Source organism: Pleomorphovibrio marinus, from assembly GCF_003347495.1.
GTDB lineage: Bacteria > Bacteroidota > Bacteroidia > Cytophagales > Cyclobacteriaceae > Pleomorphovibrio > Pleomorphovibrio marinus.
Genome location: NZ_QCXY01000001.1, coordinates 301,877 through 314,621, shown reverse-complemented (window position 1 = coordinate 314,621; position 12,745 = coordinate 301,877). Strand labels below are relative to the sequence as shown.

General features: G+C 41.1%; 12 protein-coding genes. 9 read left to right on the top strand and 3 right to left on the bottom strand.

Going from position 1 to position 12,745, the window contains the following annotated elements; translation table 11 throughout:
- The first annotated feature begins 7 nt into the window (after window positions 1–7).
- The 4 genes from DB520_RS01375 to DB520_RS01360 all read left to right on the top strand — a co-directional run bounded on the left by DB520_RS01375 (window position 8) and on the right by DB520_RS01360 (window position 4,880).
- Window positions 8–1,192, top strand: coding sequence for an MFS transporter (locus DB520_RS01375; RefSeq protein WP_114747874.1), 1,185 nt, complete (start codon window positions 8–10; stop codon window positions 1,190–1,192).
- Between the two features lie 143 nt (window positions 1,193–1,335).
- Window positions 1,336–2,646, top strand: coding sequence for a DUF2254 domain-containing protein (locus tag DB520_RS01370; RefSeq protein WP_157971891.1), 1,311 nt, complete (start codon window positions 1,336–1,338; stop codon window positions 2,644–2,646).
- 13 nt (window positions 2,647–2,659) lie between these two features.
- A complete protein-coding gene (locus DB520_RS01365) occupies window positions 2,660–4,240 on the top strand; it encodes an amidase (RefSeq protein WP_114747872.1) in 1,581 nt (526 codons plus the stop codon).
- Between the two features lie 118 nt (window positions 4,241–4,358).
- Window positions 4,359–4,880 carry a DUF4494 domain-containing protein gene (locus DB520_RS01360; protein ID WP_114747871.1) on the top strand — a complete coding sequence of 174 codons (522 nt, stop codon included), beginning with the start codon at window positions 4,359–4,361 and terminating at the stop codon, window positions 4,878–4,880.
- Here DB520_RS01360 and DB520_RS01355 read toward each other — a convergent pair.
- Together DB520_RS01355 and DB520_RS01350 are read right to left on the bottom strand one after the other, a co-directional pair.
- The gene (locus DB520_RS01355) at window positions 4,832–6,037 is read right to left on the bottom strand and encodes an MFS transporter (RefSeq protein ID WP_114747870.1); all 1,206 of its coding nucleotides are present in this window, start codon (window positions 6,035–6,037) and stop codon (window positions 4,832–4,834) included. The two genes, DB520_RS01360 and DB520_RS01355, sit on opposite strands and share 49 nt — an antisense overlap.
- 10 nt (window positions 6,038–6,047) lie before the next feature.
- Window positions 6,048–7,085 carry an iron-containing alcohol dehydrogenase gene (locus DB520_RS01350; protein ID WP_114747869.1) on the bottom strand — a complete coding sequence of 346 codons (1,038 nt, stop codon included), beginning with the start codon at window positions 7,083–7,085 and terminating at the stop codon, window positions 6,048–6,050.
- A gap of 263 nt (window positions 7,086–7,348) precedes the next feature.
- On the opposite strand from DB520_RS01350, the gene DB520_RS01345 reads away from it, so the two are divergent.
- The 5 genes from DB520_RS01345 to DB520_RS01325 all read left to right on the top strand — a co-directional run bounded on the left by DB520_RS01345 (window position 7,349) and on the right by DB520_RS01325 (window position 12,000).
- Entirely contained in the window at window positions 7,349–8,053 is a 705-nt protein-coding gene (locus tag DB520_RS01345; protein WP_114747868.1) for a hypothetical protein, read from the top strand.
- 94 nt (window positions 8,054–8,147) lie between these two features.
- Window positions 8,148–8,855, top strand: coding sequence for a hypothetical protein (locus DB520_RS01340; protein WP_114747867.1), 708 nt, complete (start codon window positions 8,148–8,150; stop codon window positions 8,853–8,855).
- A 130-nt stretch (window positions 8,856–8,985) separates the two neighbouring features.
- Window positions 8,986–9,678: a hypothetical protein gene (locus tag DB520_RS01335; RefSeq protein WP_114747866.1), complete on the top strand. Its 693-nt coding sequence runs from the start codon at window positions 8,986–8,988 to the stop codon at window positions 9,676–9,678.
- A gap of 95 nt (window positions 9,679–9,773) precedes the next feature.
- Window positions 9,774–11,117: a sugar porter family MFS transporter gene (locus DB520_RS01330; RefSeq protein ID WP_114747865.1), complete on the top strand. Its 1,344-nt coding sequence runs from the start codon at window positions 9,774–9,776 to the stop codon at window positions 11,115–11,117.
- Window positions 11,110–12,000: a carbohydrate kinase family protein gene (locus DB520_RS01325; RefSeq protein ID WP_114747864.1), complete on the top strand. Its 891-nt coding sequence runs from the start codon at window positions 11,110–11,112 to the stop codon at window positions 11,998–12,000. Before DB520_RS01330 ends, DB520_RS01325 begins: the two co-directional genes overlap by 8 nt.
- Here DB520_RS01325 and DB520_RS01320 read toward each other — a convergent pair.
- Window positions 11,997–12,713, bottom strand: coding sequence for an RDD family protein (locus tag DB520_RS01320; protein ID WP_114747863.1), 717 nt, complete (start codon window positions 12,711–12,713; stop codon window positions 11,997–11,999). The genes DB520_RS01325 and DB520_RS01320 overlap by 4 nt on opposite strands.
- Window positions 12,714–12,745 lie beyond the last annotated feature (32 nt).

Here is a 12,745-nt window from a genome sequence, read left to right as displayed (position 1 = left end):
TTTTTTTATGGATAATAAGGTAAATACAAGAATTTATTCCATAAATTTTTTTCTGCTTTGCGGTAGTAATTTCTTGTTCTTTGCCAGTTTCAACATGATTATTCCTGAACTTCCTGCCTATCTAAGTAGCCTGGGGGGAGAGGAATACAAAGGGTATATTATTTCATTGTTCACCCTTTCTGCGGGTCTGTCCAGGCCCTTTAGTGGGAAGCTGGCAGATAAAGTGGGAAGGATCCCCGTTATGATTACTGGGGTAGCGGTTTGTTTTTTGGTCTGCCTATTATATCCCCTTTTGAGTACGGTGGGGGGATTTTTGTTGCTACGGTTTTTACATGGCTTTTCTACAGGATTTACCCCAACCGGCACTTCTGCCTATGTGGCGGATATCATACCCTTTCAAAGAAGAGGTGAAGCTATGGGTCTTCAGTCCCTTTTTGGTAGCCTTGGGATGGCAGCTGGGCCTGCCGTTGGGGGCTATATTGCTGGATTCTGGGGGGTACAGCCCCTGTTTTACCTTTCCGCAGGAATCTCCTTGCTTTCTATTTTAATTCTTTATCGCCTGAAGGAGACCTTAGAGCACCGGGAAAAACTAAGCTTCAGCCATTTTAAATTGAATAGAGATGAAATTTTGGAAAAAAGGGTGTTTCCTCCAGCGCTCATACTGGTTTTTACCGTTTTTTCTTTTGGTGTGATTCTTACTATTATTCCCGATTACTCAGAGTATTTAGGTATTGAAAATAAGGGTTTGTTCTTTGCTGTTTTTACTGTTTCATCATTGGCTATTAGGGTTTTGGCAGGGAAAGCTTCTGACAAATTTGGAAGAATTCCGGTATTGAAAGTGGCCTGTTTCATAATGGTGATAGCCATGTTGTTGGTCGCCTTTTCTCCAGAAAAATGGATGTTTTTTTTGGGAGGAGTTTTATATGGGTGTGCAGTAGGGATGAATAACCCAACGGTTACTGCATGGACCATAGACTTGTCATTGGACAAATTTAGGGGAAAGGCATTGGCCACTATGTACATAGCCTTGGAGGCAGGGATTGGGTTAGGGGCATTGATTTCAGGTTACATCTACGCCAACCAAGACGATCGGTTTTCTTTGGTGTTTATGTTGTGTGCCCTCACTGCTGGGTTGGCATTTTTGCTTCTCTTCTTTTTTTCTGAACCAACCCGTGCCGGAGTTAACCAATGAGCATAATTTCCAACCCTGCAATTACCCAGTTGGTTTTATTATAAACCTTTGATGGTTTTCTGGATTATTATAGGTTATTTAGGGAACAAATCATTTGGTGGACAGGTAAAGAGCGGAGGAGATCATGCTAAATTTTGGGGGTAGTGAAAGCAAAACTTATTTACATTTGGGAATTAGGAACCTCGAGTTTTTGGCTACTTCCTCTTGCAATTTCCTTTTCCTTGGGATTAGTCGCCGTAGGGTTGGTCACTTTAGATACCCAGGTTGATATAGATGCCACTGGGATATGGCAATTTATTTTGCCTAAGGGGGAAGATGCCGCGAGATCGGTGCTTTCTACAGTTGCTACGGCCATCCTGGGAGTTGCAGGGACGGTTTTTTCCATCACCTTAGTGGTATTGACCCTTGCTGCCAGTCAATTTGGGTCTAGGTTGGTCCAGAATTTCATGGATGACAGGCTCAATCAATTGGTGCTTGGGTTATATACTGGGACTTTTATCTACTGTATTATTGTGTTACAAACGGTAAGGTCTGATGGGGAAATGAATTTCATACCAAAAATTTCCATTGGTTTTTTACTTTTTCTAGCCATCCTAGGTATCATTTTATTGGTGTATTTTATTCACCATGTATCTGTAAATATTCAGGCAGAACATGTTATCGCAGAAACCAGCAAAAGGTTGGATAGGAGTCTGAAGAATTTGTACCCTGAAAAACTTGGGGAGGATATCCATGAAGGAAATTGGGAAAATAATTTAAGGCCATTTATTGAAAGCCATCCCTTGAAAACCTCCATAGGAACTACCTCAACTGGGTATTTGCAGGCAATAGCCTTTAAAGAATTAATGGGCATATGCACCGATAATGATTTGGTAGTAGAGTTAGTTTTGAAGCCCGGAGATTTTGCAGTCAAAGACCAACATTGCATGAAAGTAGCTAGCTACCATTCCATTTCTGATAAGGTTAAGGAAAAACTCATTAAAACTTTGGCATTCGGCCCTGTAAGAACCTCCACTCAGGATGCCGAGTTTGCCTTTCATCAAATGGTGGAAATAGCCTCCAGGGCCTTGTCTCCAGGTATCAATGATCCGTTTACCGCAATTACCTGTTTGGATAATCTCACGGCTCCGTTAAGCAGGCTAGCCAAGCTTAACTTCCCATCCCCCTTTAGGTCTGACAAGCAAGGCAGATTAAGGGTAGTCACCAAACCAGAGAGTTTCAAGGGCTTTTTGGATGCTAGCTTTAACCAAATAAGACAATTTGGAAAAGGGGTACCGAGTGTACTCATTAGATTAATGGAAAATCTGTGTACCCTTTATGAGTTTGCGGATGATTCAGAGAAAAGAGCGGAAATAAAAAGACACGCAGAAATGGTATGGAGGACAGGAAACGAGTTTTTCACCGAAAAAAATGATATTGAGGACCTAAAAGTAAAGTTTGATTATTTTGAGTAGACCGATTAATATAATGAACATAGCTACGTCAAAAATAGGAAGGGGGCTTATCCTTCTTTGTTTCCTTTGGGGATGTGAAAATACCAATAGGGAGGAGCTCAAATTTCCAATAGAGGAAATAACTATTGAAGAAATTCACAAGGGACTAAGGCAAGGTCATTTCAGTGTTGAGGAATTGGTACAATCCTATTTGGATAGGATTCGGGAAATCGATCAAGATGGACATCAATTGCGCTCAGTCCTTCACCTCAACCCTGATGCAATAGCCATCGCCCAAGAATTGGACATGGAGCTCATGGCAGGAAAAGATAGGGGACCATTGCATGGTGTTCCTGTACTGTTGAAAGACAACTTAAACAGTGGGGACAAAATGCCCACAACGGCTGGTTCTAGGGCAATGGAAGGTTCTATTGCTTCAGAAGATAGTTTTGTGGCGATGAGGCTGCGGGAGGCAGGGGCAGTTATTTTGGGGAAGACCAACCTTAGTGAGTGGGCAAACTTCCGTGGGGAGCTTTCTAGCAGTGGTTGGAGTGGATTAGGGGGCCAAACAAAAAATCCCTATGTACTGGATAGAAATCCCTGTGGATCCAGTTCGGGTTCAGGGGTAGCCGTTTCTGCAAACCTTACTGTTTTAGCCATAGGTACGGAGACCAACGGGTCTATAGTCTGTCCCTCGCATGCCAATGGAATTGTAGGCATTAAACCCACTGTTGGCCTTATAAGCAGGTCTGGTGTAATTCCAATCTCCTACACTCAGGACACACCTGGCCCCATGGCCAGAACAGTCCGCGATGCCGCCATCTGTTTAGGGGTAATTGCAGGCATGGATGAAAAAGACAACAAAACAATGGACGAAGATGCTGTTTTCCATACTGATTACACGCAATTTCTGAATGTCGATGGGCTAAATGGGAAGAGAATTGGCTGGTATAATACATCTGAAGGCAGGAATTTTAAAGTAGATACTTTAATGCGTCAAGCGGTATCTTTTATGGAAAAGGCAGGAGCCACAGTCGTTCCGATTTCATCCATAGAGGCTCCTGGTACTGGAGAACACTCTTTTCAGGTGATGCTCTTTGAATATCAGGACGGGCTTAACCGGTATTTTGAATCTCTGGGGGACGGAGCCAACATCAAAAGCCTTTCCGATTTAATAGCCTTCAATGTAAAGGATGAGGTGTCGCTTAGGTTTCATAATCAAAAATATTTGGAGTTGGCACTAAAAAAAGGGGATCTTACCCATAAGGACTATCTGAATGCTCTCAATAATATGATTAAGGGCAGCCGGGAAGAAGGGATAGACCAGGTAATGAAGGAGAATGAATTGGATGCTATTATTGCACCTACAGGAAGCCCAGCATGGAAGACAGATCTGGTAAATGGAGACAGTTTCCAACTTGGAAGTTCCTCACCAGCAGCCCATGCTGGATACCCAAACATCACCGTTCCCATGGGGATGGTGGAAGCCTTGCCGGTCGGGATTTCATTTTTTGGGAAGGCTTGGTCAGAGCCTAAGCTTCTTGAGATCGCATATGCCTATGAGCAGGGAACGAAGCATAGAAGTAAACCGACCTTTCTTCCTACACTAGAGTAATATAGATTTTTTAATGTCAGCTTAAAAGTGGAAAAATATTTGATCCTTTCCTGGTTTTCTGTTTTCCTTATTAAGGTATAACTCATACCTTCGTGACCTCAATGAAAATTAAGAAAGTATGAGAATTTGGTTTTTATGTAAGGTGAAATATGCCAAGGAGAATGAGCAGGGGCTTTTGAAAAACGTTTCCGAGCAGTATTTGGTGGATGCGGTTTCCTTTACAGAGGCTGAAGCCAGGATATATGATATGTTGGGAAGTGTAATCAGAGGTGATTTCCAAGTCACTAATATCTCCAAGAGCAACATCGTAGATGTTTTCTTTTTCGAGGACATTGATGTGTGGCATAAATGTAAAATCACATACATAGTGACGGATGCGGATAGTGGGAAGGAAAAAAAAGTGACCCAATTCATGCTGGTGACTGCACATCATGTGAAAGAAGCATATGATCGGATTTACGAAAGCCTGGATAATATGTTGGTTACTTTTAATGTGCCTGAAGTTGTGGAAAGCCCCATAGTAGAAGTTTTTCCCTATGAAAAAGAGGATGACCTCAATGAGCCTATTCCTTCTAACCTCAAACCAATCCATCAGGAGGCAGATGGTTCAGATGCGGATGAAGAAGATCCGGTTCGCTGAGGAATCAGTAAAAGCAAAAGAGCTACAGTAGAGGATCCCATGCAACACCACATCAAGGTCATGACGGAATATTCCTGAATTACCCACCCCCCTAAGGTACCTCCTACAATTACTGACATGCTTAGAAAAACCGCGTCACATATAGTGAGTGCGGAAGTCTGCAAATGGCGCGGGGCTATGGTAAATATGTAATTTCTTAATGATGCAAGCATAAAACCAAAAGCAAAGCCCTCCAAAATGGAGGTAAGTGATACTACTATTGGCGTCTGAAAATATAATATTAGCCCAAACCTGATTAGATAAAGTATTACAGCCACCATCATTAACCGCTTAGGAGGGAAACGACTTAGGAGCCATACTGAAATAAACATAGCAGGTAACTCACTTCCGGCATCCAGAAAGTAGGTCCAGCCTAGAATTTCAAGTGAACCTCCTGTGTCCCTCATGATAAGGCTAAGGAAGTTATAGGAAGTCTGGACCCCCAAATAATTGAAAAAGACTACTAGAAGGATAAAAAGATAAGGTTTAATCTGAAACAGTTTTCTAATGGTTTTCAATGGGGTAAGATCCTTGGCCAATTGTATTACTTGTTCGTTGGATTTTTGAACGTCTTTAATTCCCCATACTACAAACGCCAAACTAATCCCACAGGTGCTGGACACCACATACATCATGTCCCAGCCTACATGTTGCATAAGGTAGGCCGTGACTGGGCCCGCAGTAGCCCATCCCATTGACCCAACCCCCCGTATTTTTCCATATATATTCTCCTTATTGTGAGTAGCCAATAACTTCAGCATCCAAGAGTCAAGCATGGGGCCTAGGGGTTGCTGCATAAACCCCACCAAGGCCATGGATGGATAAATTAGATAGAGGTGGTTGTGTAAGGGGAAAGTAGGTACCACAATGACCATTATCAAGACTGCGAATAAAACGGATTTTTTTAAAGACTGAAGTTTATCGGATAGGTAACCGAAAAAGTTTTGCCCAATAAGAGCACTAAGAGTGTAAATAGACATCATAATACCGATATCCGCAGGGCTTATGCCTTTCTGCTCTTCAAAAAAAATAACATAATAGCACAGGAAAGAACCAGACATTGCCCAATACAACATAGTGGCAACTCTAAACCTGAATACAATTTGGGAAAGCGTCATGTGGATTTTTTCAATGGAGCGTAAAAGCTGGGTCAAACTCTGTCTTTAGAACTGTTAAGGCCTTTTCCACGTACTCATTTGTGACTTTCTTATGGTTCAGAATGGAATAGGGGTAGGATTTTTCTTTTACATAATCATTACAAGTAAATAAAACCTGCTCTATTTCCTGGTAAGAGATATTCATCGAACTTGGGTAAATTGGCACTTTTGCTCTTTTCAACACATCTATAATATTTTCGACCTGATTTTCCTGAAGGATACTCATCAATAAAATTCCAAGATTAATGACTTGTCCATGGAGAAAAGTTTTGCCCGTAATGGCCTCCAGGCAATAATAAAAAAAATGCTCGGAACCTTCTTCATATTGGCAGTGACCGACTCTGAAATTCTCTTCAGCCACAAACTGAAACCCCTCCATCAAAAACCGGATCGATGATTCTGTGACCTCGCTAATCTCATCTACCCTTTTCACAACTTCCTTTAATAGGGATTCAGTAGCTTTTTTCAGGGGGTAGTCAATTTTACTCTTTCCCATTTTCTCAGAAAGCTTCCAATCAAAAAGAGCCGTATGGCAAGACAAAAGGTCGCAGATTCCCGAACGATTATAGATTTTAGGTGCCTTGAGCAGTATATCAAAATCGCAGAAAATTTTATCAGGAATTTTCTCCCCTACATAACTTACCCTGCCTTGATAACGAAGAGCAATGGGATAAGAAAACATGGCATCCATAGATATGGCAGTAGGTAATTGATAGAGGTTTTTTCCGCCTTTCCAGGCATGAAATTTAGCAATATCCATAGCAACTCCCCCGCCCATACCGATCGCTATGTCAAAGCTTTTCAATTTTTGGTGCTCTACTTCCAACCGCTCTGCCTCCATAGATGAAGTGAAAACAACCTGCAAATCACAAGGGTCCATATAAGAGCTGTACTTTGCCCAAAGAATTTCATCGGTTATTAACAGGGCTTTTTTTTGATGGAGCAAATCCTTAAGGGATTCCCCAATTGAATTTCCAAAGACCACATGATACATAAGGCCACCTCTCATTTTGTCAAATCGTTTATTAAAGAAACAAATTTTGCTAGAATAATAAAATGTTTGGCTTCCGCCCAATAGTTTGATTTTCTTGACTTACGGCCGTTTTTTTGAAACCATAAAAATGCTTTTCAAATATAATAAATGTGTTTTATTAAGTAATATCAGTCAAATATTAATAAATCAAAGGAAAATTATGAAAAATATAATCTGTAAAATTTGTTTCAACTGGAAAAGTTTAATTATTTTTAGATCTTTAAAATGAGAGAGAAGGCATGAAGAAGGTTGTATTTTTAATCCTCACTTTTTTGATTGGGGGAAATTATTTGATCGCACAGGACAACAGGCAAGACAGATTGGGCTTCGGGTTTGGTCCTTCAAAGATTTATGGAGACAATACCGGTGTCCATAAAAAGTTTCGTTTTATGGTTTTGCCCGCGTTTTCAGTAGATTACCACAAAAAATTGCACCCCTATTTTGACCTTAGGGGAACCCTTGGCTGGCAAATGATCAGTAGTGGTGATTTTTATACGGAAGGTATCAAAAGAGGTATTGCCAATGCTGGCCTACCCCATGCCTTTAATGGGAATGTGATTTATGCGGATCTAATGCCTATAATGCACTTTAACCCCAATTTAAGTGGGTATTTGCCTGCCCAGTTCAAGTTTTATGGAGGTGCCGGTATAGGGGCGTTTCAGTCCAGCCGTACCGAGCGGTTTTTGAGGATTGAGGATGAGACTGAAAGAATAGAAACCAGGAATTCTGTAGATCGAGGTGTCTATTTCCCTTTCAGGCTAGGGGTTTTTAAGGAGTTATACAAAAAGAATTCTGAAATTGGTTTAGAGACCTCGGTGCTGCTAAGTCCTTTCGGTGAATTAGATGGGAATTCCAAAAAGCAAAAAACCATTGAGCCGGATCTATTGTTCCAGGTACAAATTTATTACAGGATTAATATAGGAGTATTATACCACCACTATTAAGATTTAAAAGGCATTTTATTTAATGTTTTCGTCATTTTTGTTTATTTGGAGTTGGTTTTTTTATACCTTTCTATTTTAAAACAAATTTTCAAAAATGCGAAAATGCTTATTCCTAATTTTAGTCGTCTCTATTTGTAACTTTGGTTTTGCTCAGGATGATAGAGAGAACAGACTTGGTTTTGGTATAGGCCCTTCTAAAATGTACGGAGACAACACAGGTATCCACAGTGATTTTAGATTTATGGTCTTGCCAGCCGCTAGTGTTGATTTCAGTAAAAAAATCAACACACTTTTTGATGTGAAAGCTACCCTCGGTTGGCAGATGATTAATAGTGGGGACTTTTACAGCGAAAGGCTAAAGGAAAGGATAAGCAGGGCAGACCAGCCTTTGGGTTTTAATGGGAATGCCTTTTTTCTGGATGTCATGCCTATAGTACATTTTAATCCCAATCAGAGTGGTTACCTTCCTTCTCTAATAAAAGTATATACTGGTTTAGGCCTTGGCTTGGTTCATTCGGCAAGAACCGAAACCCAAAGGGAATACACCAATTTTGAAGTTCCGGAGTTGAATACTTTTGATGAGTACAGTTACTCAGCTTCCAGTACAGGCCTTTATTTTCCTTGGCGAGTGGGGATCTTTAAGGAACTTGAGGGAAGGTCAGCGGAGATAGGTTTAGAAGCCACCATTATGATTAGTCCCTTTGTAGAATTGGATGGTAACAGCAAACAGCAGAAACGGTTAGGTCCAGATGCTTTAATGCAGTTTCAATTTTTTTATAGAATCAATTTAGGGGACTGGTAAGGGTATAAACCTCGATATCTTTTAATATTTGCTATCTTTGCAGATAAAAGAGTAGGACAAGCTTTATGACCCTATTCCTTTGCATCAGCGCATCATTTCTTGTATAGAAGGGTGGATTTAAATTAAGAGAATGAAAAGATATTTGATCGTGTTTGTTATGCTATTGGCATTTTTTCAAACTGCCTATGGACAAGATGATAGGGTGGATAGGCTCGGTTTTGGTGTGGGCCCTTCTAAGATTTATGGGGATAATACTGGCAGGCATAGGGCTTTTAAATTCCGTGTTTTGCCCTCAATAAGCCTGGATTATAATAAAAAAATTGACACTCACTTTGATGCCAAACTTACTATAGGCTGGCAAATGATCAGCAGTGGTGATTTTTATCCTGAGCCTGCTAAAAACAATATTTCCTTGGCAGGTGTCCCTTATGGCTTTGATGGAAATGTGATTTTTGCTGATTTGATGCCCATATATTATTTCAACCCGGATCAAAGTGGTTATTTGCCTTCCATGTTTAAGGTCTATGGAGGTCTTGGACTAGGTGTTTTCCATTCTGCAAGGACGGACAGAATCCGTGTTTTCCAGGATGAAGATCGGTTTACTACAAACACCTACAGGGATTCCAACACGAATTTATATGTTCCAATCAGAATTGGTGTGTTTAAATCCCTTAAAAATGAAAAAAGTGAAATCGGGTTGGAAGGAACACTTTTATTAAGTCCGTTTGGGGAATTGGAAGGTAACAATGTCAGGAGAAAAAGTTTACCAGCCGATATGCTCATGCAGTTACAGGTCTTTTATAGAATAAATATTGGGGAATAGGGAGGGTTTTTTCTTCTTTAGTTTTATATTACAAGTTGGAATTCTGGTTTGTACCTAACTCCAATATCTGATCCCCTTATTACCCAAAATCCCATATGAAGATAACTAATTACGTGTTATTTCTTTCCGTAGTTGCTGCCTTGGGTGGTTTTCTTTTTGGCTTTGACACAGCCGTTATTTCTGGTGCCGAGCGGCACATTCAACAAGTTTGGAGCCTTTCTGATTGGAGTCATGGAATAGCGGTGGCTATCGCCTTGTACGGGACAGTCATAGGGGCCTTGTTTGGAGGTATACCTGCGGATAAGTACGGTAGAAAAGTAGCATTAATATGGATTGGTGCTTTATACTTTTTCTCGGCATTGGGTTCTGCTCTAGCTCCTGAGGTTTACTCCTTCATGATATTTCGATTTATAGGGGGACTTGGTGTAGGAGCCTCATCAGTGGTCGCTCCAATGTACATCAGCGAGATTTCCCCGGCCGGAAACCGGGGTAAACTAGTTGCCTTGTTTCAGTTTAATCTGGTATTTGGAATACTCGTTGCGTATTTCAGCAATTATCTGATTGATTTGACCATTGCAGTGGAGAGTTGGCGTTGGATGCTTGGAGTGGAGGCTATCCCGGCATTGATTTACACCCTATTGGTATTAAAAGTACCCCAGAGCCCAAGATGGCTAATTGCAAAAAGAAATGACTTCACCTTGGCGAGAACCATCCTGACTAAAACTGACCCTGAGGGGGTTGACGAGGCAATAGCCTTGGCAATGGAAGAGAAAAAGCTTGTAAAATCCAAAGTTGGATTTTTGACTCTTTTCCAGTCCAAGTATCTCCACATTACTTTACTGGCAGTATTAATAGCATTCTTCAACCAACTCTCTGGGATAAATGCTATTATTTATTTTGCACCTAGGGTGTTTGAGATGGCTGGAATTAGTGCCGAAGGAGCACTGCTCTCTACCGTAGGTATTGGGGTTACCAATATAGTCGCTACCATGCTAGGGCTTTATTTGATTGACAGGATTGGTCGAAAAAAGTTGATGTATATAGGTTCCTTTGGATATATTATTTCTTTAGTATTGATCGCCTATTCTTTTTCTGGAGGCCAAATTCCTGTAAGTTTTCTACCCATATTCGTGTTCCTATTTATTGCATCCCATGCAGTGGGGCAAGGAGCGGTGATATGGGTATTTATTTCGGAGGTTTTTCCAAATGAATTGAGAGCTTATGGTCAATCCATAGGCTGTTTTACGCACTGGATACTTGCGGCTTTGATCACCAATGTCTTTCCCTTTTTCGCCAACCAGTTTGGCCCGGTGATAATTTTTGGGTTCTTTGCGTTAATGATGGTTTTACAACTCGTATGGGTGGCTACCAAGATGCCTGAAACCAAAGGGAAGTCCCTGGAAGAAATCCAACGTGAACTAAATCTTCGCCATGCCTAAAAACATTATTTGTTACGGTGAAATGCTTTGGGATGTATTCCCAAAAGATAAAATTCCCGGTGGTGCCCCAATGAATGTTGCCCTTCACCTTCAGCATTTAGGACATCATGTTGCCATGTTTTCGGCAATTGGGGAGGATAAGATGGGGAAAAAGCTGTTAGCTTTTGTGGAGAAATATGGGGTAAAGACGGATTATATACAACGCAATAAGGAATACCCAACTGGGACAGTATTAGTGGATGATTCGGATAAGGAGAACATTAAATATGATATTGTCAAACCTTCAGCCTGGGATTACATTGCTTTTGAAGAAAAGATGATTAGGGAGGTTCAACTTGCTGATTGTTTTATATTTGGTTCCTTAGCTGTAAGGAACCAAACAAGTAAGGAGACCCTGTTTAGGCTGTTACAAAAGGATGTGCTCAAAGTCTTGGATATTAACCTTAGACCTCCCCATTATACCCCTGAGTTGTTGGAGCAGCTGTTGGAAAAGGCAGACATCCTTAAAATCAACGAAGAAGAACTCACTATTCTAGCTGACTATCTGAATTTGCCCAGTAAGGTACCAGCGGCCTTGGAAAAACTATCTGAATCCTTTGATATAGATACGATTTGTGTGACCCTTGGGGCGAAAGGAGCCATGCTTTATACCCTTGAAGAACTTGTTACCCATCCAGGCTATCCCGTAACTGTCAAGGATTCTGTAGGTGCCGGTGATGCATTTTTGGCTGGTTTTGTAATTAAATACCTGGAAAAAGAAAGCCCGGAAATTATATTGGATTATGCTTGTGCTTTGGGGGCATTAGTGGCGTCCCTACCTGGGGGGACACCAGAGTATAAACCCGAACAAATAGAGCAAATTCGAAAAAATCTCGAAACCTAACGCTGCGTGAGATAAATGTAGTCTTTGACAACCTGTTGAAGGAACTCCAAGGGTTTGGTAGTAGGAGTGACTTCCAAGAGTTTTTCGACTTTTTGAGATAACCTTCTGATGGCACCGTAATTTTTGGCCCGCAAGGATTTCAAGAGCAGAAATTGAATATCCTGCATTTGTTTGTCGGTGAGTGCAGTTACCTGTGGGTATATGGGTTCGTGGTCCTCCGGCACCTCTGTGTAAAGGGACTCTTGGAGGGAATAATGCTTTTTCTCACTGTTGACCGTAGTTCCTGCTGCGAGATCTCCCAGCCTTTGTCTCCTGCTATTTAATAGAATTAAAAGAATTGCAACACCTCCGGAGGTGAGGGTGATATCGATAGGCCTTATTACCCACCTTATGAAACAACTAATGAACCCTGGCCTGGTACCATCCAGCATTACCACTCTAATTTCCATTGCTGCCTTTCCCGGTGTCTGACCGGACATCAACCACTCGAATAGCAGGTAATAGGTAAAGGAAGGAACCGCTAAAAGCATATAAATGATGGTTGGGCTCACCCCTTCTTCCATACCAGTGAGCCCAAGTAGGAACAGCGCAGCTACCCAGTATCCAACCTGGATGAGCAGGTCGATTAAATAGGCAAAAATCCTTTCGGTCAGCGTTGCAGTGGGCTGATCTATTTGGATATTTTGCGCTGTTTCTATTTGAAAATTATCCATTTATTGATTTATTTGTCATAAACGTTTTTTGT